This window comes from Vibrio sp. Vb0888 (assembly GCF_033338835.1).
Classification (GTDB): domain Bacteria; phylum Pseudomonadota; class Gammaproteobacteria; order Enterobacterales; family Vibrionaceae; genus Vibrio; species Vibrio alginolyticus.
This window is the reverse complement of the sequence record NZ_JAWOTL010000005.1, coordinates 73,030-99,210: the sequence shown is the minus strand read 5'-3', so window position 1 is coordinate 99,210 and position 26,181 is coordinate 73,030. Positions and strand designations below refer to the sequence as shown.

Genomic DNA, 26,181 nt, shown 5'->3' with positions numbered 1-26,181 from the left:
TTCTTTTTACTACTGAGTTATGTTCAAACTAGTCACCAGCAAACATATAGCCTTCGCCGTGCACCGTTACAAAAATCTGTGGGTTCTTAGGATCGAACTCCATTTTTGCGCGCATACGTCGAATAAGAACATCAATGGTGCGGTCATTCGGCGCATCCACTCGATGGCTAATCATGTTCAAAATACGCTCACGACTTAACACCTGGTTAGGGTAAGACGATAATGCCACCAAAAGTTCATACTCTGCTTTAGTTAGTTTTACTGGCTCACCGTTGCGGCTAAGTGCGCGACGTTGAATGTCGAATGTCCACTCCCCAAAGCGCACAATGTGCTCTTCACTGGTTTCATTCGCTTTCGAGCTGCCACTACGCGCTGCTGAAATACGCCACAGCAAGTTTTTAACGCGAACTAACAGCTCTCTCAGTTCAAAAGGTTTTGTCACATAATCGTCAGCACCCATTTCTAGGCCTACGATTTTATCAATGCTATCCGTGCGTCCTGTTACTAATATGATACCAATATCCGATTGGCTACGTAACTCACGAGTAAGCATCAGGCCGTCTTCACCAGGCAGGTTAATATCCAGCATGATCAGGTCTACATCGCCCGCTTGCAAAACTTCACGCATTTCTGCGCCACTCTCTGCTTCGCTGACTTGGTAGCCCTCATTTTGGAAATATCCCGCAAGCTTACTACGAGTTACAACATCATCTTCTACGACTAATACGTGATAGCTCATTTACACCACTTTTCTGTCTTCTTATTATCCAAGACGTATTCTATTCATAACTAGTAACATTTCTAGTCATAGATACATTAAAACGCAAGATTTAGCGTTTTTATTGATTCAAAACAAGCTTGCCCATTGCTATTAATAAACGGTCATTTTTGACCATAAAACATAACAATTATAGTTACTGCTATTCATTTTAATTGATTACACTTAGGGGATATCCCTAATTGACTTTGTGATGCATGACTTGAAGCATCATTCAGGAGCCCAAAATGCAAGAAGTGAAAGCTTTTAATGAAAAACGCGCTGAAATTTACTGGTGGTTTTCGAGCTTGTTCGCAAAAGAACTAACAGAGAAAGAATTGGAAGCCTATCACAGTGTTGAAATTCGCAGTTTTCTCGCAGGTTTAGGTGAAAATGAGTCGCTAAAACCAGCCGTTGATAGCCTAGTTGATGCATTGAATCGGTTACAAGATCGTGAAGATGCACAACTAGAGCTTGCAGCTGACTTTTGTGAACTGTTTTTGAAGACAGAAAAATACGGCGCTCTTCCTTACGCATCCATGTACATTGGTGAATCAGGTTTACTGAATGACAAGCCAGCTGAGGAAATGGAAAAGTTGATGGCTGAATTTGGCGTTCAAGTAGACGAAAACCTAAAGGAACCTGCGGATCACTTAGCCGTTGAGCTCGACTTTCTCGGGAACATGATTATCCGCTCAAACGAGCTTGAACAAGAAAAACACATGGAAGAAGCCTTCGTTAAACAAAACGACTTTATCCAGCAACAATTGATGTCTTGGTTACCTCAGTTTTCAGACAAATGTAAAAAATTCGACGAATTTGGATTTTACTCGAGTGTCGCGAAACTATTAGTTGCATTTTGTAAACTAGACAGCGCCTACCTTCTTGGTGAATAATTGCCGCCTATTTTTAGGGAGCCTGCCTATCGGGCTTCCTGTATGCCTGAAAGTGACCAATTGTAAGTAACTTGGGTATAATATTCGTTTGCCTTAACTTAGCGCAAAGACGCTTGGTTATTTAGCAGTCAAAATGTGACTTCAAATACACAAATCTCTTGCTGAAAACATTGCTAGTCAGTCCACATAGGGCTAAAATGTGAGCGCAAACGATTAAATATGATTTATATGTAAACCGCTGAAATATAGCGGTTTTTGTGTTTTCTTAACAGGTTGATGGCAATTTCTCATCAGATAGAAAAAAGATAAAATTCATCGACCGATGCTGCTACGTACCCTTTTGTCGCACTTGGATCAACCGCTGCCGAGACACTTAGCGCCAATTTTATATTGCTAGGTGTGAAACCATTAGAGCATCAGGTACATCCAATACGACATATTTCAGTAGCTCGATACAGGACACCATTTATGGCCACGATAAAAGACGTTGCTCGCTTAGCCGGCGTTTCCACTACGACAGTTTCGCACGTTATCAATAAAACGCGTTTCGTTGCAGAAGCAACGCAAGAAAAAGTAATGAAAGCCGTTGACGAGCTGAATTACGCGCCAAGTGCCGTTGCACGCAGCCTAAAATGCAACTCAACTCGTACGATTGGCATGTTAGTAACTCAATCAACTAACCTATTTTTCTCAGAAGTGATTGATGGCGTTGAGAGCTACTGTTACCGCCAAGGCTATACTCTGATTTTATGTAACACAGGCGGGATTTACGAAAAACAACGCGATTACATTCGTATGCTGGCTGAAAAGCGCGTTGATGGCATCCTAGTGATGTGTTCTGACTTAACCGAAGAACTAAAAGAGATGCTTGACCGTCATGCGGACATTCCTAAAGTGGTCATGGATTGGGGCCCAGAGAGCTCACAAGCAGACAAGATCATGGATAACTCAGAAGAAGGTGGCTACATTGCAACCAAACATCTGATTGACAATGGTCATACGGATATCGCTTGTCTAAGCGGTCATTTTGAAAAGCTTGCTTGCCAAGAGCGCATTGCAGGTTTCCGTCGCGCAATGAGCGAAGCGAACCTAGCTGTAAATGAAGACTGGATCCTTGAAGGTAACTTTGAATGTGATACGGCCGTATTAGTTGCAGATAAAATTACCGCAATGGACAAGCGCCCGACGGCGGTATTCTGTTTTAACGACACAATGGCTCTAGGCCTAATGAGCCGCTTGCAACAAAACGGGATCAAAATTCCTGAAGATATTTCAGTGATCGGCTACGACAACATCGAGCTTGCGGAATACTTCTCTCCACCGCTAACGACTATCCACCAACCTAAACGTCGTGTTGGTAAAAATGCATTCGAAATTCTACTTGAGCGTATCAAAGATAAAGAACACGAAAAACGAATTTTCGAAATGCAACCTGAGCTTGTAATTCGAAATACTGTGAAAAAAATGAACTAAATTTCACTGTATTTAACACGGTTAAATAAGCGCTCTACAGGGGCGCTTATTTTTTTGGAAAAATTAAGCATTCTCTAATACTTCACACCACTCTAATAACAATTGACTAACGTTAACTCCCTGTTTTATATAAATGTAATATATATTAAGAACTCCTTTTCAAAGGCCAATTTGCACCTTTCCATATGCAAAATAGAGCATTCAATCTATCATTTTTATTGAACCGAAATCACACTTTTAACGCTAAACCGTGATGTTAATTCAATATAAGAAGTATGCTCATTGTGTCACGCACAGGGCAAACCATTCGAAAGAGTGGGACGCAAAGCCTCCGGCCTGAACCATATTACGATATGGAAGGTAGCGGGGTTACCGATGGCAAGTGTGTAAGCAATGACTTTACTCTGTAATGACATTGTTTTTACGCATGTTTGCTACTCTCTCGGACCTGACTTTTGGTGGCGTAATATTAATTACACCGAGATAACAAAACATGGATAAACCGATACTCAAAGACTCTATGAAGCTATTTGAGGCACTTGGTAATATCAAGTCGCGCTCAATGTTTGGTGGCTTCGGACTATTCGCTGATGAAACAATGTTTGCACTAGTGGTAAACAATCAGCTTCATATCAGAGCAGACCAAAAAACTTCATCTGACTTCGAGAAACAAGGGCTAAAGCCTTACGTTTATAAAAAACGTGGCTTTCCAGTCGTTACAAAGTACTACGCTATTTCCAGCGATTTATGGGAATCAAGCGAACGCTTAATCGAAGTAGCGAATCAATCATTGAAAAAGGCAAAGCTTGAGAAAGAACAGCAAGCAAGTACAAAGCCTAACCGTTTGAAAGATTTGCCTAACTTACGACTGGCTACCGAGCGCATGCTAAAAAAAGCCGGCATCGAATCCGTAGAGAAGCTTGAAGAGGAAGGTGCGCTTAACGCCTATAAAGCGATAAGAGATACGCACTCTGCAACCGTCAACATTGAGTTGCTATGGGCACTAGAAGGTGCTATCAACGGCACTCATTGGAGTGTGGTACCTCAAGCTCGCCGAGATGAGTTGATGAACGGCCTCCAATAAAAGTCGGCCTAAAAACTATCTTGTAAAACCGCAGTCTAATCTGCGGTTTTTTTGTGAAATTTTTTCGGTTTTCCTACTGTCTTATTACATATATCCCAAATTGGAATCAAAATTATGAATAAGAAACTGATATTAGGTCTCATCCTACTAGCGGCTATCGTCTTTTTAGGTATTAACTTTGGCCAGTATTTAACCTTAGAGAATGCAAAAGCCCAACAAGAAGCACTAACTACATACATCGATCAGAATTTTGTATTCTCGGCTGCGATTTACTTTTTTACCTACATTGCAATTACCGCTTTTTCTATCCCAGGAGCGGCAGTAGTCACCTTACTTGGTGCAGCCTTATTTGGTTTTTGGACAAGCTTGCTACTGGTTTCTTTCGCTAGCACTATGGGGGCAACACTGGCCTTCTTGAGCAGCCGATACTTATTGCGTGACTGGGTACAAAACAAATTCGGAAATAAACTCAACGCAATTAATCAAGGTGTCGAAAAAGACGGAGCTTTTTATCTATTTTCCTTGCGTCTAATCCCTGTATTCCCTTTCTTTCTAATCAACTTACTGATGGGCTTAACGCCGATGTCTGTAGGTAGATTTTATCTCACTAGCCAAATAGGTATGCTGCCAGGCACAGCCGTATATCTGAATGCAGGTACTCAATTAGCAACAATTGAAAGCCTATCGGGCATTGTTTCACCCGCAGTATTAGCGTCTTTTGCGCTATTGGGACTATTTCCAATCATCACTAAATGGGTTATGAATAAAGTAAGGCCGACACCAAGTCAGCAAAACTCGTAATTGGTGAAGTGGGTATTTTGATGAAAATATTTATCGCTAAAAACCCAGCAGAAGCACACATTGTATGTGAGCTGCTTAAAGTGGAACAAATTTACTGTGAAGTTCGTGGAGAAGGTATTTTCGGCTTAAAAGGAGAACTGCCGTTTGGTGATGATACCGATCCTTATGTGTGGCTTTTTGAAACTGCACAAAAGATGAAAGCTGAAGAAATAGTAAAAGCATATCGAAAACAATCCGATAGGCATGAGTATCAAGATTGGCAATGCCCAAAATGTCATGAAATAAACGAAGGGCAATTTGGTGCATGTTGGCAATGTGGATATCAATTAGGAGAGCTATAGCGGCTCTCCTATTCAGTGGATGCACTCAGTTTTAAGCACATGCTGCTTGCTGTTTAATAAACTCGATGGAATGTTGATTGAAGTCTTCTGGACGCTCTACATTGCATACATGACCACAATTCGGGATTTCTCGTAGAATGCTGAGCTTATGTGCTGCAACCATTTCTTTGACAGGTTTAATAAACATGTAATCCCTGTCGCCCATTAAGTAGAGAGTCGGAATGGGTAACTCTCGATCTTTAAAATATTTCATTAACGGATTTACATCAGCAGCAAGAATAAACCAACGTTTAAATTCTTTTTGGCAAAGCTTCTTGGCTTCGCGAATAAAAAGGTGGCGAGATTCTCGTTGGCTTCTTTGAGGCATAACAATATAAGCGAACAGTTTGTAGAGCCACATGTACGGTAGGATATGCTTACAAAAATTACCTAATTTCACCAATATCTGAGAACGAGTGTTAAGCCTTGTGACAGCACCGCCGAGCACCATCGAACGTACGCGCTCTGATGACAATTCAGCAAGGTTTCGAACAATAATAGTACCAAGCGACATACCGACAAAATGAGCGGATTGGATCTTTAAATGGTCCAATACTTTCAAAATATCTTGGGTAACTTCCGTAAAGGTATAACGGTTAGCAATGAGCTCTTTAAGTAACTGATTTGACTTTCCATGACCTCTTAAATCGATCAGCAATAAGTTAAAGTGTTGCTTGTAAGCTTTAATTTGCTTGAACCAGATAGAAGAGCTACCACCAGCACCGTGCACAAATACAACCCACTCATTACTAGTAGGGTGCAAATAGGTTTTATGAAAAAGTAGCGGCTGGGTCATATTGAGTATCAAAAAGATCGTGCTATTGAGTAAAAAGCCATCCTACCACACTCCCCTTACTCAAGATAATAAAGGCACCTCATTCGGTGCCTTTCGTTACAATTTTAAGTCAAACTAACGCTGAGTGGTAAAGCTGCAAATAAGATTCTGCGGCCTTTTGCCAACAAAAGTCTTGTTGCATCGCGTGCAACTGTACTTTATTCACTTCAGGCTCGTTTTGAGCGTAGAGCAACAGTGCCCTTAGCATCGTTAACAACAATGCCTGCGGTGTCGGTTCGAAAAAAACAAACCCCGTTGCTTCAGATGGGTTTACATCATAATCGCTAACGCTGTCCTTTAAGCCACCAACACCGCGTACTATCGGTAATGTCCCATAAGCCATACTATAGATTTGGTTTAAGCCACATGGTTCAAACTCAGAAGGCATCAAGAAGAAATCAGAACCAGCTTCAACGATATGCGCAAGTTCATTGTCATACGCTTCTACAAAGGCAAATTTGCTAGAAAACTGCGCGGCAACCTCTCGTAACTGAGCGGCAAGAACAGGGTCTCCGGTCCCAACGACAACTAGCTGAACATCGTGCTTCAAAAAGTCGGCCAAAGCAGGCAACAAGTAATGAACGCCTTTCTGCTGGGTCAACCGACAAACCATACCGAACATAGCTACATTTTTTTCGGGCAAATTTAGTCGTTGTTGTAATGCTTTTTTACAAGCTTTCTTCCCTTGCGACATACTTTGCTGGTCGGCGCAGTAATTAACCGGCAAGTAGGTATCAGTTTCCGGATTCCAAGCGCTGTAATCACAACCATTCAAGATGCCGACTAAGTCCTGCGCACGTTGCTGAAACTCCCAAGCCATGCCGTGACTGCCAAGCTCTGTTTTTAGTTCCTCTGCGTACGTAGGGCTAACCGCGTTTATCTTATCTGCATTCATTACACCAGCTTTAAGCATCGTAATATGCGTTGCACTCACCGCAGCATCGGGAACGTTTCTACAATGAAACTCTGGCAAACACTGCACATCTTCATAACTAAATACGCCTTTAAAGACCGCATTGTGAATTGAAATGACGCTTTTAGTATGAGCAAAAAACGGATCATTGCCATACCTGTGCTTGAGCAAAAATGGAACAAGACCTGTGTGCCAATCGTTCGCGTGTATGATATTAGGTTGAAAGGCGAGCTTGGGTAACATATCGAGACATGCTGCACTAAAAAACGCAAAGCGCTCGCCGTTATCAGTATACGCTTGGTTGTTCTCCGCATACATTGATGGTCGATTGAAATACGGCGGACAATCAATCAGGTAAATAGGATTTTGACCTAACATGAGCCGCAAAACTCGATACTCCGTATGCGGCCATGATGTTAATTCTGTTTCTAATACAACTTCTGCGTCTGCGAGTTTATCAATACTGCTGTACGCAGGGATGGTAATTCTTACGTCTTGCTGTAGGTTTTGAAGGGCTTCCGGTAGTGCCTTGGCAACATCTGCCAAGCCACCACTTTTAATGAGGCCTTCAACCTCAGAAGCTACAAACAGAATAGATAAGTTGTTAGTAGCCAACTCGAGCTCCTTTCGGAATAACAACAATGCCCTCCTCAGACACGTGGAAGTGTTTTTTATCTTCTTGAAGATTCACACCAATCTGAGTACCAGGAGCAATATCGGCATCCTTGTCGACAATCACACGACGTAAAACACATCCTTCGCCAATTTTTACGTCACCAAGAAGTATACATTCGCTGATATCGCAAGCAGAAGCAATATTACTGCGAAAACCAAGCACCGACTTTTCGATTCTTGAGCCTCTAACATAGCTGCCATTACACACTAAACTATCGATTATCTGCACACGACCATTATCAGAGTCGGTAAATGTCGCAGGTGGTAATGGTGGGTAGTAGGTGTGCAATGGCCATTTGCGGTTGTACAGCGAAAATGGAGCATCTTTTTCTAGCAGATCCATATGCGCTTGCCAGTACGCATCAATAGTTCCGACATCACGCCAGTACACCTCTTCTTTTTCGCCACTGATTTTGTTGGTACTGAAGTCATACACGAACACATCACCTCTAGGGAACATCTTTGGAATGATGTCCTTTCCAAAATCATGTGATGAAGCTTCATTATCCGCATCTTCGACCAACTCTGAGAACAGTACCTGAGCTTCAAAAACATAGTTACCCATTGAAACTAAAGCGTAATCAGGATCACCAGGAATCGACTTCGGATTTGCTGGTTTTTCTTCAAAGCCAATCATACGACCTTCACTATCGACTTCGATAACCCCGAATTGCGACGCCTCTTTTAGTGGCATGCGCAATGCAGATACCGTCAGAGAAGCCTTCTTTTCTGAGTGGAAGTTCAGCATTTGTTTGATATCCATCTTATAGATATGGTCAGAGCCAAAAATACAAACTTGCTCTGGTTCCTCTAATTCCATAAAACGCAGGTTTTGATAGATCGCGTCCGCCGTCCCTTCGTACCAACGTTTACCAGTACGCATTTGAGCGGGAATAGGATCGATAAAGCGGTCTGTAATGCCGTTGATGTTCCACCCCTTTTTTAAGTGATGGAATAAAGATTGAGATTTAAATTGGGTTAGGACGTAAATGCGCATCAGATCCGCATTAACAAAATTGTTTAGAGCAAAATCGATCAATCGATAACTACCACCAAACGGTACCGAAGGTTTACTGCGAGATTCCGTTAAAGGTCTCAAACGAGAGCCTTCACCGCCAGCAAGAATCATTCCCAAAACACCAGCCATTTGTTGTTCTCCATATCGTTATAGCTTGGATTTGGTACTCGCTTGAATGAGTCATACTCGGGGAGTCAAGCGAATACATTTAGCAACCGTCTCTGAGTTTCTGTGAACTCTTACAACACGGATAAAAAAGCTACGGCACTTCCAGTATGCAACGTCCACTCTTTCCTTATTTTTTGACGCAAACAATGCACACAGTTGCACTAATTTTTGTAATAAATTATCTAAGCGGGTTCTAAATTACAATTTTTAATACGCCATTCTGTGTACCATACAGCTCTTGCGTACTCAAGACGATATCTAGATCACACATGGAAAAGCAAACGATTACATTATGAAAACAATTTACGAACGGATTCACTACACCGCCGATTTTTTAGCCCAATGTATAACAAATATGTGAATGCAAAATGAAAGTTACAACGAATATTTTTTACATAAAAAATACGTCAGCGACCAAGAAATATTGATGCTAGGATCTTCTCGCGTCAGCAAAACTCAGTCAAAGCAGCAAAGATCTATACGAACAAAACAGTGGCCTTTACGCAAAAAAGGCAGCGATATCGCTGCCTTTTTACATTACTTAGTTCGTACGTTTTTATGCTTTCGCTTTTTTACGCTTATCAGTGACTTCCCACTTGCCGTCAACAAAGAGCGCTGTCCAACCAGATGGTTTGCCGTTCTCTTCCGAACGAACGTAGTTCTCTTTTGTTTTACGGCTAAAGCGTACAACAGCAGGACGACCATCAGGATCTTCTTGCGGCGCAGTTGCTAGGTATTTGAACTTCTCAGGTAAACGCTCTTCAAAACGCGCCAGTTCAGCAACCAAAGGAGCACGTGTCTCGCGCGATTTAGGGAAGTTGCTTGCCGCCATAAATAGCCCCGAAGCACCATCACGAAGCACAAAATACGCATCTGAGTTTTCACAAGGTAACTCAGGAAAATGAACAGGATCTTCTTTCGGTGGCGCGACTTCGCCATTCTTAAGAATCTTACGAGTGTTCTTACACGTTTCGCTCGTACAATCCATGTATTTACCAAAGCGACCGTTCTTAAGCACCATATCAGAGCCACATTTGTCACACTCAACAACTGGACCATCGTAGCCTTTTACTTTGAACTCGCCGTATTCAACAAGGTAGCCTTCACAGTTCGGGTTATTGCCACAAACATGCATCTTACGCTTGTCATCAATCAGGTATGCGTCCATCGCTGTTTCACAGATCGGACAACGCTTTTTAGCACGAAGAGCTGCGGTTTCAACGTCTTCTTCTAGAACGTTAATAATACCTTCTTCGTCGCCCAAGTTGATGGTTGTCTTACACCGCTCTTTTGGTGGTAACGCGTAACCTGAACAGCCTAAGAACACACCTGTCGAAGCAGTACGGATGCCCATTGGACGGCTACACGTCGGACACTCGATATCCGTCATGACGATGTGATTTAACTTCATACCGCCTTCTGACTCATCTAGCTCCGCTTTTTCAAGATCGCCAGTAAAATCAGCAAAGAAGTTGTCTAACACAGCTTTCCAGTTCACTTCACCTTCAGCGATTTGGTCCAATTTCTGTTCCATACGCGCAGTAAAGTCGTAGTTCATCAAATCGTTAAAGCTGTCATCAAGGCGGTCAGTAACAATTTCACCCATTTTTTCAGCGTAGAAACGGCGCTGATCAACTTTCACGTAGCCACGATCTTGAATCGTAGAAATGATCGATGCGTAAGTCGACGGACGACCAATGCCTCGTTTCTCAAGCTCTTTAACCAGTGCTGCTTCAGTGTAGCGCGCAGGTGGCTTTGTAAAGTGCTGTTTAGGGTCAAGTGACTCTAAGCTTAGCTTATCGCCAAGTTGTACCGCTGGAAGGATTGTATCCTCGTTTTTGCCCATTGGACGCTGTACACGAGTCCAGCCGTCAAATTTAAGGATACGGCCTTTCGCTTTAAGCGTGTATTCTGCCGCTTTTACGCTGATGGTTGTTGAATCGTATTCTGCTGGCGTCATTTGACACGCTACAAACTGATTCCAAATCAAAGCGTAAAGTTTGTGCGCATCAGCATCGACACCTTGCAGGTCTTCCGCCTTAACACCCACATTTGAAGGACGGATCGCTTCGTGCGCTTCCTGTGCCCCTTCTTTGCTACCGTACGTCAATGGTTTCGCTGGCAGGTACTTATCACCAAACTCAGAACCAATAAAGTCACGTACAGCGTCCACAGCCTCGGCACTTAGGTTAGTCGAGTCAGTACGCATATAAGTGATGTAACCGGCCTCATAGAGGCGCTGAGCTAGCATCATGGTCTTTTTCACGCCGTAGCCCAGACGTGTACTCGCTGCCTGTTGAAGCGTAGAGGTGATGTAAGGTGCTGAAGGCTTGCTCTTTGTAGGGCGGTCTTCACGCTTACATACTTCGTAACTTGCATTCTCAAGTACAGACATCGCTGCTTTGGTTTCTGCCTCATTAACTGGCTTAAACGCAGAACCGTCTTTCTGAGCAACAAGCAGTTTAAAGTCCGCTTTGTCTTTCGTTTTCGTATTCGCATGAATGTCCCAGAATTCTTCTGGTACAAACGCGTTAATCTCACGCTCACGCTCAACTAACAATTTCACCGCAACAGACTGCACTCGACCAGCAGATAAGCCACGAGCCACTTTTTTCCAAAGTAGAGGTGAAACCATAAAACCAACGACACGGTCCATGAAGCGACGTGCTTGTTGGGCATTTACACCATCCATGTTCAGCTCGCCAGGTGTCTGGAAAGCTTGTTGGATCGCGTTTTTCGTAATTTCGTTAAAAACTACACGTTTGTATCGCTCTTCATCGCCACCGATGATCTCACGAAGGTGCCATGCGATTGCTTCCCCTTCGCGGTCCAAATCGGTTGCGAGATAAACGCAATCTGCGTCTTTGGCGAGTTTTTGTAGTTCGTTGACAACTTTTTCTTTGCCTGGAAGGATTTGGTAATTCGCTTCCCAGTCATGATATGGGTTAATCCCCATTTTTTTGATCAACGCTTTGCGGTCTTTCTCTTTTTTAACGCGCGCTTTCTCTTCCGGACTCATCCCTTTAGTTGAGATGGCGGCGGCTTTTTTCTCACCAGTGCTTTGACCGGCCGTAGGCAGATCACGCACATGACCAACACTAGACTTAACAATAAAGTCTTTACCAAGGTACTTATTTATCGTCTTTGCCTTGGCTGGTGACTCCACTATAACGAGTGATTTACCCATAACTGACTCTAACGTCCTTCATAATAATGCGGGTAGAAACCTTGTTTAAAGGCCACCCGCATAATGTTCTATTTCATTGCTTCTTTTTTTACTATTGTGCGAGATGAAAAGAAGATCAACTGCTTTTTTGAAATTCAGATCCGATTGGTTGACAATTCATCGTCTTTATACTTCAAAGAGACAGGGTTCTGAAAGGTATTGAGCGGCATATCTAAACAGGCAAACTTAGCATCCGCTAATCCAATGCAATAAATTTTGTTACCCATCACAAAATAGTTTGGTTCAATGCTCTGCCATCTTCCTCCGCATCATGCTTATACTCTAAAAATTGATCTGTTTAGTCTTACTGAACGATTGACTGAATTAATCATGCAAACCCATTTTAGTTGTAGGTATACTCAGCATTCTTAACTAAATAGAATGGTAGAAAGAATATGTCTGATAGAACGTTTATCGAAGAGTTCGACCTTCTTTTGATCGCTAACCAAATCATCCAAGAGCACGATGATTACATCGAGGGAATGCGAGCAACAAGTGTAGAAGAAAAAGAAGGTGTTTTAGTTTTTAAAGGTGAATACTTCCTTGATGACAAAGGTTTACCAACTTCAAATACGACTGCAGTATTCAATATGTTCAAATACTTAGCGCATCACATTTCTAAGGAATTTACGCTGGTTAAATAGTATTGGGAAACAAAAAAGCCAGAGTGTTATTCACTCTGGCTTTCCTGTTTTAGGTCAGAATATTTAGCAGCTTAAAGCCTTAAGTTTGTCGAAGTAGTCAGGGAACGTTTTCGACGTACACTTTGGATCGTTAATCGTCACAGGCGTATCACTAAGTGCCACCAGCGAAAAACACATCGCCATTCGATGATCATCGTAAGTATCAATCGCAGCATGCTTTAACTGAGAGACAGGTTTGACGATGATGTAGTCTTCCCCTTCTTCCACTTCCGCACCAACTTTACGTAACTCAGTCGCCATAGCTGACAAACGGTCTGTTTCTTTTACACGCCAGTTATAAACGTTACGAATAGCGGTAGTGCCTTCGGCAAATAGCGCTGTTGTCGCGATGGTCATGGCAGCATCAGGGATATGGTTGTAATCCATATCGATGCCTTTCAATTGACCAACACGTGAAATTACGTAGTCATCACCCCATTCAATTTCTGCACCCATTTTTTCAAGCGCATCAGCAAATTGAATATCACCTTGAATGCTGTTTTTACCGATACCCGTGACTTTAACTTCTCCACCTTTGATGGCTGCCGCCGCCAAGAAGTAAGAAGCAGAAGACGCGTCACCTTCAACCAAGAAATCACCTGGAGCAATGTATTGCTGACCGGCTGGGATCACAAACTCTTGATAGTCGTTGTTGATCACATCGACTCCAAACTGCTTCATGATATGCAGGGTGATATCGATATAAGGCTTAGAAACCAAATCGCCTTCGATGTTGATGCGAATTTCACCTTCAGCCAATGGCGCAGACATTAAGAAAGCGGTCAAGAACTGACTTGAAATGGACCCATCGATAGAAACTGTACCTGCTTTTAGGCCAGTACCAATTATTTTGAGAGGCGGAAAGTTCTCGTTTTCCATGTACTCAACGTTCGCACCAGCATCTTTCAGTGCCGTGACAAGGTGACCAATTGGACGCTCTTTCATACGAGGTTCGCCCGTCAGTACATACTCCCCTTCTCCAAGACAAAGAGCCGCAGCTAATGGTCGCATCGCAGTGCCAGCATTGCCGAGAAATAACTCTACCGGCTCTGAGACAGAAAACGGACGCCCAAGGCCGTCAACGAGACATTCTGTTTTATCTTCGGAAAGTTGGTATTGAACGCCTAGTTTAGTCAGCGCATTCAGCATATGACGAGTATCATCACTGTCGAGGAGATTAGTAAGGCGAGTTCTGCCTTTAGCAAGAGCAGCAAGTAAAAGAGCTCGATTAGAAACACTTTTAGAGCCAGGAAGGTTCACTTCCCCTTGAATTTTATTGATAGGTTGTAACGTTAGGCTTTCCATTAAAAGTTGATAATCCTTTGTGCCCTCAACATACGATTTTTTATGAGGGCTAAACAATTCTTCGTGAATTCAGACTACCCAAAAAAACACGACAAAACCAGAGTAAATCGGCGCTAATTTATGAATATCCTCAAGCAGCCTAAAGATACAGAATTAAAGGCATTGCCAGCGATGTAAATCAGAGCGAAAGAAGCACGGCGAAACAGCAAACTATTTCGACTTTATTTGACGATAAGCCAGCCCGACTGTACATGCCTGATTAGGCTTCGTTAGACTAAAACAACCTAGGGTTAATAAGTGATATCAACCCTGACTCCATCATCAAAATATAAAATACGAACTTCATCCCCTCGACTAAATAACATATTTTTATCAACATCTTGGATGACATTAATTAGCTTATCACCCTTCACTTTGATGAGTAGCTCAACTAACTTATATTCAACCGTGTATTGGTAATTACTTTGGTTTTGAGCAACTGCGGCACCTGCAAGCGCACCCACTGCCGTCGCGACTTCTCTTCCCGTACCGCCACCAAATTGATTACCGACTAAACCACCGATAGTGGCACCAAGTAGTGTCTTCCAACCGTTACTTTTCGATTGAACAACCTCTTGTTGAGTAATATAACGGACAGAGTCAATCTTCCCGTAAACTACTTCATTAACTGGCTTGGCAACATTTCTTTCATAGGCTGCGTTGGCGACAAGTGGTAAAAACAGTATGATCCCAAGCCATACTTTTACGATATTTCTTAACCAGGTCATCATAAACTCCTCTGACTCCAATGTTGGTAACGACTTCTTATGGCTATTTATTTAACTGAACTCGATGAAACGTTCAACTTTCCCTCACCCTATAAAGCACTCAGCGACCCCAATGGTTTGCTGGCTTTTGGTGGTGACTTAAACCCCATGAGAATCCTCAATGGTTACTATCAAGGCATTTTCCCTTGGTATGGTCCTGGTGAACCTATTTTATGGTGGAGCCCTTCTCCGCGCGCTGTGTTTGACCCATTGCAGTTTAAGCCATCTAAAAGTCTCAAAAAATTTCAGCGTAAACATAACTATAAAGTAACACTCAATTTCGCGACAGAAGAAGTGATTAGACTATGTTCTTCAACACGCCCTGCAGAGGAAACATGGCTCAACGAGGAAATGCAAACTTCCTACATTGAGTTAGCCAAACTTGGTCACTGTCACTCTGTAGAAGTATGGCATGACAACAACCTGATTGGCGGACTATATGGCATCTGCGTGGGCCAACTTTTTTGCGGGGAGTCGATGTTTAGCCTAAAAGATAACGCATCCAAAATTGCATTGTGGTACTTATGCAACCATTTGGCGTCAAAGCAAGGTCAATTAATCGATTGCCAAGTTATGAATTCTCACTTGGCATCACTTGGCGCATTTGAACTTGAGCGTGACGAATTTATGCAAAAACTACTATCTTTAAGAGAAAAGCAAACACTATTTGATGCCTATCAGCCCCAAGTTTTGCAGGATTCAGTATGAGTACGGATATACAACATATTCGAATAGGGTTGACGAATAATCACCCTTGTAGTTATTTGCCTGAACGGCAAGAGCGGGTTGCGGTGGCGCTTGATGAAAGGCTGCATACTGAAGAAAATTACCAGTTGCTCATGGCTAACGGTTTTCGTCGTAGCGGAGATACCATATATAAACCGCATTGCGAGCATTGCACCGCTTGCCAGCCAATTCGGGTCTCGATTCCAGACGTTAGACTATCAAAAAGTCAGAAGAGGCTGCTTAATAAAGCACAGTCTTTACGCTGGGAAATGAAACCTGAAATGGATGAGGAATGGTTTGAGCTTTACAGTCGGTACATCTGCAAACGGCATAAAAACGGCACTATGTACCCACCAAAGCGTGATGAGTTTGCTCGATTTGCTCAAACTAGCTGGCTGACAACGTCGTTTTTACACATTTACGATGAATCAGATCAATTGCTCGCCATTGCGGTGACAGATTTGATGCCACAATGCTCGAGTGCTTTTTATACTTTCTTTGACCCTGACTACGAGTTATCTCTTGGGACATTAGCGGTGCTTTATCAAATTAAATACTGCCAAGAAAACAAACAACAGTGGCTATATTTGGGATATCAGATTGATGAGTGCCCAGCAATGAGCTACAAAACACGCTTTCAACGCCACCAAAGGCTAGTAAATCAGCGTTGGCGAGGGTAGAATACGCCTCAACTTTACATAATTACTATTTAGCGGCAGAATATAGCCCGCTAATATTGCCTAATTTCTAAAGAGGATTAAATGGCTAAAGAAGACGTAATCGAGATGCAAGGCACAGTCCTTGACACTCTACCAAACACTATGTTCCGTGTTGAACTTGAAAACGGTCACGTTGTGACTGCTCACATCTCTGGCAAGATGCGTAAGAACTACATCCGTATCCTAACGGGTGACAAAGTAACTGTAGAGATGACTCCATACGACCTGTCAAAAGGCCGCATCGTCTTCCGCGCTCGTTAATCTCTGATTTTCGGATGCAATAAAAAACGGAGCAAGCTGCTCCGTTTTTTATTGCATAATTTTTTCCGATTTAGTTCAGATAAAAAAGCGCACGATCTTCTCGTGCGCTTTTGCGTTTGTTACCGACTAACGATTAATGCATCGCTGTCTCTTTCTCACTTAAGTATTCAAACTCAAGCGTATCGTTGACCAGCGTTACTTTCACTGTACCGCCGTCAACTAAAGATCCAAACAACAGTTCGTTAGCCAAAGGCTTCTTAAGCTGTTCTTGGATAACACGCCCCATTGGGCGAGCCCCCATAGCTTTGTCATAACCTTTATGTGCTAACCAATGGCGAGCGTCTTGCGATACTTCCATTGAAACGCCTCTCGCATCAAGTTGCACTTGCAGTTCAACAATGAACTTATCAACCACTTGATGGATAACGCTTTCATCAAGGCTGTTAAACCAGATGATGTTATCAAGACGGTTACGGAACTCAGGAGTAAACACCTTCTTAATTTCCGCCATTGCATCATGACTGTTGTCTTGTTGAATCAAACCAATTGATTTCTTCTCGGTTTCCGCCACTCCTGCGTTAGTTGTCATAACAAGAATGACATTACGGAAGTCTGCTTTGCGACCATTGTTGTCCGTTAGCGTACCGTTATCCATGACTTGCAACAGCAGGTTAAAGATATCAGGGTGCGCTTTTTCAATCTCATCAAGTAATACGACTGAATGTGGGTGCTTAATAACAGCATCAGTTAGCAAACCACCTTGGTCATAACCGACATAACCAGGAGGCGCACCAATTAAGCGACTTACGGAGTGACGCTCACCATACTCAGACATATCAAAACGAAGTAGCTCGATACCTAGAAGCTTAGATAACTGCACCGTCACCTCTGTTTTACCAACCCCTGTTGGGCCTGCAAACAAAAATGAACCAACAGGTTTGTTGTCTACACCTAAACCTGCACGTGTCAGCTTGATCGCCTCGGATAATGCATCAATCGCATTATCTTGACCAAATACCAACATCTTCATTTTGCTATCTAAGTTTTTCAAAATGTCTTTATCTGAAGAAGAAACCGACTTCTCTGGAATTCGCGCCATTTTGGCAACCATTGATTCGATATCAGCCACTCCGACCGTTTTTTTACGACGGCTTGCAGGAGCAAGACGACTACGAGCACCAGCTTCATCAATGACATCAATGGCCTTATCTGGTAGATGGCGTTCATTAATGTATTTAGCCGACAGTTCTACCGCGGCACGCAGTGCTTTATTGGTATAACGTACTTCATGGTGAGCTTCGTACTTCGGCTTCAAGCCCATCAAGATTTTAGTTGTGTCATCTAATGAAGGTTCTACAACGTCTATCTTTTGGAAACGGCGAGACAACGCACGCTCTTTCTCGAAAATGTTGCTGTATTCTTGGTATGTCGTCGAACCAATACAACGCAACTTACCACTACTTAAAAGAGGCTTAATAAGATTTGCTGCATCGACTTGACCACCAGATGCCGCGCCTGCACCGATGATGGTATGTATTTCATCGATGAACAAAATGGCATCTTCTTCTTTTTCAAGTTGTTTCAAAATCGCCTTGAAGCGCTTTTCAAAATCACCGCGATATTTGGTACCAGCGAGCAAAGAACCAATATCTAGTGAATAAATCACGCTGTTTTGAATAACCTCAGGGACCTGCCCTTCGACAATTCTCCATGCAAGACCTTCCGCAATGGCTGTTTTACCAACTCCTGCCTCACCCACTAGTAGTGGATTATTCTTGCGGCGTCGACAAAGTACCTGAATAGTGCGCTCTAACTCTTTATCACGTCCAATGAGTGGGTCGATGTTTCCATCTTTAGCGACTTGATTAAGATTCGTCGCAAAGCTTTCTAGGCGTTCTTCAGAATTAGGCTCTTCAACACTTTCTGAGCTAAACGAGTCTGATGATGAATCCTCACCTGCACCTGATGCTTTAGTAATACCGTGGGAGATGAAATTAACAATATCTAATCGGGAGATGTCATTTTTCTTCAGTAAGTAAGCGGCATGCGACTCTTGTTCACTGAAGATAGCAACAAGCACGTTGGCGCCTGTTACTTCATTACGACCAGACGACTGTACATGAAAGACGGCGCGTTGTAGTACACGTTGAAAACTCAAAGTCGGCTGCGTTTCACGCGTCTCATCACTATCTGGGATAAGAGGCGTAGTTTGATCGATGAAAATATCGAGTTCGTTGCGTAAAGCGTCAAGATCCGCCTTACAAGCTAGAAGGGCTTCCTTAGCTGCATCATTTTCCAACAATGCAAGTAGGAGGTGTTCGACAGTCATAAACTCGTGGCGTTTATCTCGCGCCCGAGCAAATGCACCGTTAAGGCTTGACTCTAGTTCTTTATTTAGCATAAGTACCTCCCGAAAAAACAACTGGGGTTGTTCGAGCAAGTCTTCTTTGTTTACGCTTGCTCCATAGTGCAAAGTAGCGGATGTTCATTTTCCCTTGCGTACATCGTAACTTGCGCTACTTTTGTTTCGGCAATTTCTGCGCTGTATGTGCCGCAGATTGCCTTTCCTTCATAGTGGACCTGAAGCATGATTTGAGTTGCTTTATCAATATCATGTGAGAAAAATCGCTCAAGCACCTCTATGACGAAATCCATAGGTGTATAGTCATCATTATTGAGTACGACATTGTACAGCTTAGGTGGCTGGACTTTCGTACTTTCTCGCTCCAGAAGATCAGAGTCCGGAGTGACCCATTCAAAATTTTTACTCATGGCAATCTAAAGATATCGTATCAAAGGGTTGATGTTTTCGACCTATAAAAACAATCTACCACAAGCGTGCAGCGCGGTGTAGTGAGTTATGGCACCGAATTCGATCTTTGATCGATAAAAGTTGCTACCTAATATAGAGACTAATGCACGTCTTGATACGGCGCAAATAAAAGATGCTTGTCGATAAGTTACACATTTTTTCTTATAAAAGAACTTTCTATTTATTGCTTTCGGACTATTGCAAACCACCCCATCATCTTCTATCTGGATCACACTTCCTCATTGAGAATACGGTAATTATCACGAAAACTTCATTTTTTATTCAGTCAGAGGATTCTTCTCCCATAAGCAACACGGACAGTATGGCTTTTTCAGTATGAGCCACTTCATAGGCAAATTGACTAAACTTCTGCGTATATACGAAAAACTGTTTGCAAATTTGTTAATCTCAAAAGTGATTTGTTTTCAATTATGTTTCTGTTTGTTGCTCACTGCTATTGACTGTCGAAATTCATTGACTACAGTGGAAAGTGTCGATGCATAAATCATCATTTTGAAACCTCTCTTCTTTAAGTGGTTTGATGAATGTGACTTATCATTGATTTGACGTTTGTTGGCATTCGCTGACAATGGTAGTACCAAGTTAAAGGTATAACTTGGTTGCAGTAACAACATCAGTAAAAAATGCATGAGGGATGTAAAGCATGGCTACAGGTACAGTAAAGTGGTTTAACAATGCCAAAGGATTTGGGTTTATTTGTTCAGATGAAGAAGAGGGAGATATCTTTGCCCACTACTCAACTATCCAGATGGACGGTTATCGTACACTGAAAGCAGGCCAACAAGTCTCTTACGAGATTGAAAAAGGTCCCAAAGGCTGTCACGCGAGTAGCGTCGTGCCTCTTGAAGGCCAAGCCAAATAATTAGAGCGCTGTCGAAATATAAAAATATTGCTCTCGAAACGCCACGTTGATGTTTTGAAGAGAAAAATAAACCCGCCAAGATAGCGGGTTTCTTACTATTTAGAGCACGTGTTACAAAAGGAACACTTACAACGCACTTACAGGATAGGAAACACGCCGAAAACGACGTGTTTTTACACTAACTTACTTGTTAATGATTGCGTTAAAGGTTTCGCTTGGACGCATCAATTTAGAAACCAATGCATCGTCTAGTAAGTAGTAACCTCCTAGCTCACCTTTCACGCCTTGCGCATTATTTAGCTCAGCAACGATCGTTTCTTCCTGCTCTGACAGCGCTTTTGCAATTGGTGCAAATTCAGCAGCAAGATCCGCATCATCCGTTTGCTCTGAAAGCGCTTTCGCCCAGTAAAGTGCAAGATAGAAGTGGCTTCCACGGTTATCTAGCTCACCCACTTTACGTGACGGAGATTTGTTGGTGTCTAAAAACTCACCGGTCGCTTTATCTAGTGTATCTGCGAGAACCTGAGCCTTAGGATTGTTTGTCGCTACACTTAAATGCTCTAACGAAGCTGCAAGCGCTAGGAACTCGCCCAAAGAATCCCAACGAAGGTGATTCTCTTTTTCTACTTGTTGAACGTGCTTAGGAGCAGAACCACCAGCGCCTGTTTCAAATAGACCACCACCATTCATCAATGGAACAATAGATAGCATCTTAGCAGACGTACCTAACTCTAGAATTGGGAACAAGTCTGTTAGGTAGTCACGAAGAACATTACCTGTAACAGAGATAGTATCTAGGCCCGCTTTCATACGCTCTAGTGAGTACTTACAAGCTTCAACAGGAGATAGGATCTTAATCTCTAGACCGTCAGTATCGTGATCTGGTAGGTAGGCGTTTACTTTCTTGATGAGCTCAGCATCGTGCGCACGGTTTTCGTCTAGCCAGAATACAGCTGGAACACCTGTTGCACGTGCGCGAGTCACTGCTAGTTTAACCCAATCTTGGATTGGTGCGTCTTTAACCTGACACATACGGAAGATATCACCTTCTTCAACCGCTTGCTCTAACAGTACGTTACCTGAAGCATCAACAACGCGAACAGTACCCGCAGCGTCTAGAATGAATGTCTTGTCGTGAGAACCATATTCTTCAGCTTTCTGAGCCATTAGACCAACGTTAGGCACGCTACCCATAGTGGTCGGGTCAAATGCGCCGTGCTCTTTACAGAAATCAATAACCGCTTGGTAAATACCTGCGTAGCTACGATCTGGAATCATCGCTTTGGTGTCTTTTTGTTTACCATCTGGTCCCCACATTTGACCCGAAGAGCGAAGCATTGCTGGCATAGAAGCATCTACAATAATGTCACTTGGTACATGTAAGTTTGTGATACCACGATCAGAGTCAACCATCGCAAGTTCTGGTTGAGTTTGGTAAACCGCTTGAATGGCCGCTTCAATTTCTGCTTTTTGCGCTTCAGGTAGAGACTCAATTTTTGAGTAAACATCACCGATGCCATTGTTTACATCAACACCTAGCTCTTCAAACAGCTTACCGTACTTATCGAAAACGTCTTTGTAGTAAACTTTTACGGCATGGCCGAAAATGACAGGGTCAGAAACTTTCATCATCGTCGCTTTCATATGAAGAGACAGCAGCACGTCTTGTGCTTTCGCTTCAGCAATCTCTTTCTCGAAAAATTCAACCAACGCCTTCTTCTTCATTACTGAAGTATCAATGACTTCTTTATCTAGTAATGGGAACGCAGACTTAAGCTCTTTAACTGTACCATCATTACCGACAAACTCGATTTTGACCTCTGTTGCACCAGAGATAGTTGTAGACTTTTCGCTACCAAAGAAGTCATTGTCTGACATGCTCGCAACATGGGACTTAGATTCTGCTGACCATGCACCCATTGAGTGTGGGTTTTTCTTCGCGTAGTTCTTAACCGAAGTCGGAGCACGACGGTCTGAGTTACCTTCACGAAGTACTGGGTTAACCGCACTACCTTTGATTTTGTCGTAAGCCGCTTTAATCGCTTTCTCTTCGTACGTGCTCGGCTCTTCTGGGTAGTTTGGTAAATCGTAACCTTTCGCCTGAAGCTCTTTAATCGCCGCTTTAAGCTGAGGAACTGAAGCTGAAATGTTAGGTAGCTTGATGATATTTGCTTCTGGAGTTTGAGCTAGTTCACCAAGCTCAGTCAACGCATCGCCAATGCGCTGTTCTTCTTTTAGATGCTCTGGGAAGTTAGCGATAATTCGACCTGCTAGTGAAATATCACGAGTATCTACATTGATGCCAGACGATGCTGTGAATGATTGAATGATTGGTAGTAATGAATAAGTTGCTAGCGCCGGCGCTTCATCAGTGATGGTGTAGATAATTGTAGGTTTTTCTGTAGGCATGAAATTTCCCTATTTTTTAATCAACTTGTTGGCTGATCAACTCAGCGTCTGAGTTGGTTTAATTGACGCATTGCTGCGCGTTAGCAGTACATGTCTCCTCACTAACGCCACATGCGGTTCGCACTCTTTGTTGTAGTTTGAAGCTCTAAGCTCTGAATCCATGAGTGCACTGATATAATTAAACAAATAACACGAATTAGTCTATCATTCTGTGCGCGTTTGTTAGTTTTAGGCGCGCAAATCATATCCGATCATGAGAAAACTTAAAACTTTCAAACACAGTTCATTTACATTTTTGCAGGGTAGTTAACATGTCATCTCGTACAGGTCAGGAAAAAGGTCGCAGTCGTAACCAGTCTAAAACGGGCCATTTTAAACACTCAGGAGCTCGCAATGGCTCGAAGACTCGTACTCAGCAAGACCGCCGCCCTAATCGCCCAACAAAGAGCCAAAAGCCAAAAGTGCCCCCTAAAGATCGTAAAGTCATTATTTTCAATAAGCCTTACGATACGCTCAGTCAATTTACCGATGGCGATGGTCGCAAAACGTTAGCGGACTATATCCCGATCAAAAATGTCTATGCGGCTGGCCGATTGGACCGAGACAGCGAAGGTTTGATGGTACTCACTAACGATGGCATCTTGCAGGCGAAGCTAACGCAGCCAAAGTCAAAATCGCCGAAGACTTATTGGGTTCAAGTTGATGGCGCTCCTCAGGAGCAAGATCTTGAAAAATTGAGAAAGGGAGTAGAGCTAAAAGATGGTATGACTCTACCAGCCGAAGTTGAAGTTATTCCAAAACCACAAGTCTGGGACAGAACGCCTCCGGTTCGTTTTCGCGCAAATATCCCTACCACTTGGTTAGCCATTACCATTATTGAAGGAAGAAATCGTCAGGTGCGTCGCATGACTGCGCACATTGGCTTCCCTACCTTGCGCCTCATTCGTCATTCGATGGGTGATATCGTCCTTAACGACCTAATGCCTGGTGAATGGAGAGAAATCTCTCTCTAATAAGCAGAAAAGATAAAAGCAGGCTTAAAGCCTGCTTTTTAGATTCGTACTTTTTCAGTTAAGCCCTATCTAATGAACTAAGGGATTACTGCTCAGCAAGCCAGTTTTTAAATGCCTCTTTTTCCGCCGGAGACGCTTTCTGGTACATCGTCTTTAATACATCAACCATTGGGCTGTCGTTCGATGCGGCTGTTGAACGGGTATCACTAGTCTCAACTCGAGGCTCGATATCACTTACTGATTGTTGATGCTGATTCACAGTTACATAACTAACGGCAACACTCGCGATACCGCCAGCAATATTGTAGTTGCGAGATTCTTGAGGGTAATTACGACCAATTTGAACACCATCTGACTCTAATACATCTTCGACCAAAGCAATAGGTTGGCCTTTGGTATCCAGTAATTGCCAATCTAGAGGCGAGATGTTGTTTTGCGCTTGACGAAGAGTTTTAAACTCTGGCAGTTCAAACGTTAGCTTTTCGTTTTCAGCATCAAATTTAGCAACGATTACATCACTGTAAACCGTCTTAAGGTTTTCGTTAATTTCGAATGTAGGTTGATATTTGAAGACAATTTGATTCGTTCCGTCAGGTAGTTCGATTGTCTTCTCACTAGAAAAAAGACCACCTTCTAGATCTGGCTTCTCCATGTTGACGGCCAATAACTTCACGTCTTCTGGAACCACTAAAGTCGTTGCAGCGTAGAGGTTTGTACTGGCAAAAATAGACAGTGCCATTGCCACTTTTAATGATAACTGCATAGAGTTTTTCATCCTTATCTTCATAGTAAAAGACCCAGCATATAGCTGGGTCTTACAATATCAAACTGGGTATTGATTACCAGTAGAAACGAGCACCAACACCGAAGTTAGTTGCGTCGTCTGTGTCTTTGTTGTCGAAGTCAGTACCTTCGAAAGTGTAACCCGCTTCCGCGAATACACGTGCCCATTTAGAGAACTTGTATTCAACACCAGCGTAGAACCAAGAAGAGTCTGCGTCTACTTTACCTGCTTCGTCAGTAGACTGAGCTAGGTACTCGTAACCAGAGTATAGAGTTGTTTTAGGAGCAACAGCGAACATACCAGCTACAACGATGTAGTGTGAATCAACTGTTGATTTACCTAGCTTATCTTCGTTTTCGTTGTAGTAGTACGTAGCACCTAGAGTGTGCTCGTTTAGTGCGTACTCAGCAGTTACTTCAAAAGATAGGTTTTCGTTATCAGTACGCTCTGTGTGAGAAACTGTTTGCTCTACACCGTTAAGAACTAGTTTTTTCTCTTTAGTTACGTTGATGTCGTTGTTCGCAGTAAGTACACCAGCGTGTAGAGATAGGTCATTGAAAGATTTACCAACGAATACTTCTAGTACTTCTTCGTTAGAATCTTTTTCGCCTAGCGCGTAACCAGCTTTTAGCCAGAATGCGTCATTTTCGTAAGCGTATTTGATTTGAGAATCGTTGTTCCAAGCGTGACCGTATGCAGTTTCCGCTGCGTTACCACCGAAGAAGTAAGAGTAATCTGCGAAGTATACGTCATCAGCCCAAGTACCTTCTTTACCGAAGCGAAGAGTACCCATATCACCCATATCAAAGCCGATGATGTGGCGACGTACGTATACAGAGTCATCTGTACGCTCGCTTGAATCAGCACCTGCGTCGTAGTTGTCACCTAGAGCAACACCGATTTCAACTTCACCCAGAACTTTTAGGCTTTCGTCAACAACGTAAACCGCGTTCACACCAGTACGAGAAGAGCTAGTGTTTAGCTCTGCTGTGTGATCAGTTTTTTCTGTGAATAGAAGAGTTGGACGTAGCTGACCGTAGAAATCTACAGAACCTTCTTCAGATTTGAATACTTCAGCTGCGTTCACTGAAGTTGCAGACGCAACTACAGCTAGTGCTAATAGAGTTTTTTTCATAATTAATCCACTGCCTTTTCTTAGTTCGGGATATCCTTGTCCGGTTCCCTTTTTTTATATGTTTGAGGTAGAGCGTTAACAAAACGTTATACAGCACCTCCTCAAAATCTGGAGCTAAGAGTGCAAAAGATTATTCTGGCTGTCAAATTTTCTAAATACCAATGTAAAAAAAACAAAATACCATTAAAAAACAACAACTTGATAAGATTGCCTTTATTTATTCGACGAACATCTAACCAATCTCCATTATTATTTGTAATCTACAAAATTATTAACAAATGGTTTTTTAATCCAATAAGTAAATTTAAAAAAACAAAAAAAGAATAAAACCCTACAAATCAGACAAAGTTGGAGTTTTATATTTTTCATATAATGAAATTAATTTCATTAAGATAAGGTTCAATATTTTTTTGTGAAGG

23 protein-coding genes and 1 riboswitch are annotated in these 26,181 nt (G+C 42.6%); of the genes, 11 read left to right on the top strand and 12 right to left on the bottom strand.

The window, feature by feature from the left end; all coding sequences use genetic code 11:
* Positions 1-28: 28 nt before the first annotated feature.
* On the bottom strand, positions 29-739 hold the full coding sequence (torR, locus tag R7P72_RS09440; RefSeq protein ID WP_005378370.1) for a two-component system response regulator TorR: 711 nt from the start codon (positions 737-739) through the stop codon (positions 29-31).
* Positions 740-1,005: 266 nt separating this feature from the next.
* Here torR and torD point away from each other — a divergent pair, with 266 nt between their 5' ends.
* The 5 genes from torD (at position 1,006) to R7P72_RS09415 (ending at position 5,352) form a co-directional block, all read left to right on the top strand.
* Entirely contained in the window at positions 1,006-1,653 is a 648-nt protein-coding gene (gene torD / locus R7P72_RS09435; protein ID WP_005378369.1) for a molecular chaperone TorD, read from the top strand.
* A gap of 468 nt (positions 1,654-2,121) precedes the next feature.
* A complete protein-coding gene (gene purR / locus R7P72_RS09430; RefSeq protein ID WP_005378368.1) occupies positions 2,122-3,126 on the top strand; it encodes an HTH-type transcriptional repressor PurR in 1,005 nt (334 codons plus the stop codon).
* A gap of 287 nt (positions 3,127-3,413) precedes the next feature.
* A riboswitch (cyclic di-GMP riboswitch) is annotated at positions 3,414-3,503 on the top strand.
* Positions 3,504-3,619: 116 nt separating this feature from the next.
* Entirely contained in the window at positions 3,620-4,210 is a 591-nt protein-coding gene (locus R7P72_RS09425) for a TfoX/Sxy family DNA transformation protein (RefSeq protein WP_005378367.1), read from the top strand.
* Between the two features lie 114 nt (positions 4,211-4,324).
* A complete protein-coding gene (locus tag R7P72_RS09420; protein WP_005378366.1) occupies positions 4,325-5,011 on the top strand; it encodes a TVP38/TMEM64 family protein in 687 nt (228 codons plus the stop codon).
* 20 nt (positions 5,012-5,031) lie between these two features.
* A complete protein-coding gene (locus tag R7P72_RS09415; RefSeq protein WP_005378365.1) occupies positions 5,032-5,352 on the top strand; it encodes a DUF2007 domain-containing protein in 321 nt (106 codons plus the stop codon).
* Positions 5,353-5,383: 31 nt separating this feature from the next.
* Here the strand turns inward: R7P72_RS09415 and R7P72_RS09410 are convergent, their stop codons facing one another.
* From R7P72_RS09410 to topA, 4 genes are all read right to left on the bottom strand, one after another.
* Complete coding sequence (locus R7P72_RS09410) at positions 5,384-6,187, bottom strand: alpha/beta fold hydrolase (protein WP_005378354.1); 804 nt, start codon at positions 6,185-6,187, stop codon at positions 5,384-5,386.
* A 109-nt stretch (positions 6,188-6,296) separates the two neighbouring features.
* Positions 6,297-7,754, bottom strand: a complete 1,458-nt coding sequence (glgA, locus tag R7P72_RS09405; RefSeq protein WP_005378353.1) for a glycogen synthase GlgA — start codon at positions 7,752-7,754, stop codon at positions 6,297-6,299.
* Positions 7,744-8,961, bottom strand: coding sequence for a glucose-1-phosphate adenylyltransferase (gene glgC / locus R7P72_RS09400; RefSeq protein ID WP_005378352.1), 1,218 nt, complete (start codon positions 8,959-8,961; stop codon positions 7,744-7,746). Before glgC ends, glgA begins: the two co-directional genes overlap by 11 nt.
* A gap of 595 nt (positions 8,962-9,556) precedes the next feature.
* A complete protein-coding gene (gene topA / locus R7P72_RS09395) occupies positions 9,557-12,187 on the bottom strand; it encodes a type I DNA topoisomerase (RefSeq protein WP_005378351.1) in 2,631 nt (876 codons plus the stop codon).
* A gap of 434 nt (positions 12,188-12,621) precedes the next feature.
* On the opposite strand from topA, the gene R7P72_RS09390 reads away from it, so the two are divergent.
* Complete coding sequence (locus tag R7P72_RS09390) at positions 12,622-12,870, top strand: YciN family protein (RefSeq protein ID WP_005378350.1); 249 nt, start codon at positions 12,622-12,624, stop codon at positions 12,868-12,870.
* 63 nt (positions 12,871-12,933) lie between these two features.
* On the opposite strand, the gene aroA is transcribed toward R7P72_RS09390, so the two are convergent.
* Together aroA and R7P72_RS09380 are read right to left on the bottom strand one after the other, a co-directional pair.
* Positions 12,934-14,214: a 3-phosphoshikimate 1-carboxyvinyltransferase gene (aroA, locus tag R7P72_RS09385; RefSeq protein WP_005378349.1), complete on the bottom strand. Its 1,281-nt coding sequence runs from the start codon at positions 14,212-14,214 to the stop codon at positions 12,934-12,936.
* 290 nt (positions 14,215-14,504) lie between these two features.
* Positions 14,505-14,981, bottom strand: coding sequence for a glycine zipper 2TM domain-containing protein (locus tag R7P72_RS09380; protein WP_005378348.1), 477 nt, complete (start codon positions 14,979-14,981; stop codon positions 14,505-14,507).
* Positions 14,982-15,020: 39 nt separating this feature from the next.
* On the opposite strand from R7P72_RS09380, the gene aat reads away from it, so the two are divergent.
* The 3 genes from aat to infA all read left to right on the top strand — a co-directional run bounded on the left by aat (position 15,021) and on the right by infA (position 16,726).
* A complete protein-coding gene (aat, locus tag R7P72_RS09375; protein WP_005378347.1) occupies positions 15,021-15,728 on the top strand; it encodes a leucyl/phenylalanyl-tRNA--protein transferase in 708 nt (235 codons plus the stop codon).
* The gene (locus tag R7P72_RS09370) at positions 15,725-16,426 is read left to right on the top strand and encodes an arginyltransferase (RefSeq protein ID WP_005378346.1); all 702 of its coding nucleotides are present in this window, start codon (positions 15,725-15,727) and stop codon (positions 16,424-16,426) included. The genes aat and R7P72_RS09370 overlap by 4 nt, the downstream gene beginning before the upstream one ends.
* An 81-nt stretch (positions 16,427-16,507) precedes the next feature.
* Positions 16,508-16,726 carry a translation initiation factor IF-1 gene (gene infA, locus R7P72_RS09365; RefSeq protein ID WP_001040192.1) on the top strand — a complete coding sequence of 73 codons (219 nt, stop codon included), beginning with the start codon at positions 16,508-16,510 and terminating at the stop codon, positions 16,724-16,726.
* Positions 16,727-16,859: 133 nt separating this feature from the next.
* Here infA and clpA read toward each other — a convergent pair whose 3' ends face one another.
* Both clpA and clpS read right to left on the bottom strand, forming a co-directional pair.
* Positions 16,860-19,127 (bottom strand): ATP-dependent Clp protease ATP-binding subunit ClpA, encoded by a 2,268-nt coding sequence (clpA, locus tag R7P72_RS09360; RefSeq protein ID WP_005387879.1) that lies wholly within the window; start codon positions 19,125-19,127, stop codon positions 16,860-16,862.
* Positions 19,128-19,177: 50 nt separating this feature from the next.
* A complete protein-coding gene (gene clpS / locus R7P72_RS09355) occupies positions 19,178-19,498 on the bottom strand; it encodes an ATP-dependent Clp protease adapter ClpS (RefSeq protein WP_005378419.1) in 321 nt (106 codons plus the stop codon).
* A gap of 704 nt (positions 19,499-20,202) precedes the next feature.
* Here clpS and cspD point away from each other — a divergent pair.
* Positions 20,203-20,421, top strand: coding sequence for a cold shock domain-containing protein CspD (gene cspD, locus R7P72_RS09350; protein WP_005378407.1), 219 nt, complete (start codon positions 20,203-20,205; stop codon positions 20,419-20,421).
* A 183-nt stretch (positions 20,422-20,604) separates the two neighbouring features.
* Here the strand turns inward: cspD and R7P72_RS09345 are convergent, their stop codons facing one another.
* A complete protein-coding gene (locus tag R7P72_RS09345; RefSeq protein WP_005378404.1) occupies positions 20,605-22,830 on the bottom strand; it encodes an NADP-dependent isocitrate dehydrogenase in 2,226 nt (741 codons plus the stop codon).
* Between the two features lie 311 nt (positions 22,831-23,141).
* On the opposite strand from R7P72_RS09345, the gene R7P72_RS09340 reads away from it, so the two are divergent.
* The gene (locus tag R7P72_RS09340) at positions 23,142-23,843 is read left to right on the top strand and encodes a pseudouridine synthase (RefSeq protein ID WP_213907072.1); all 702 of its coding nucleotides are present in this window, start codon (positions 23,142-23,144) and stop codon (positions 23,841-23,843) included.
* 85 nt (positions 23,844-23,928) lie between these two features.
* On the opposite strand, the gene R7P72_RS09335 is transcribed toward R7P72_RS09340, so the two are convergent.
* Together R7P72_RS09335 and R7P72_RS09330 are read right to left on the bottom strand one after the other, a co-directional pair.
* Positions 23,929-24,606, bottom strand: coding sequence for a DUF2057 family protein (locus R7P72_RS09335; protein WP_017634732.1), 678 nt, complete (start codon positions 24,604-24,606; stop codon positions 23,929-23,931).
* A gap of 76 nt (positions 24,607-24,682) precedes the next feature.
* Positions 24,683-25,762 carry a porin gene (locus R7P72_RS09330; protein WP_005378424.1) on the bottom strand — a complete coding sequence of 360 codons (1,080 nt, stop codon included), beginning with the start codon at positions 25,760-25,762 and terminating at the stop codon, positions 24,683-24,685.
* Positions 25,763-26,181 lie beyond the last annotated feature (419 nt).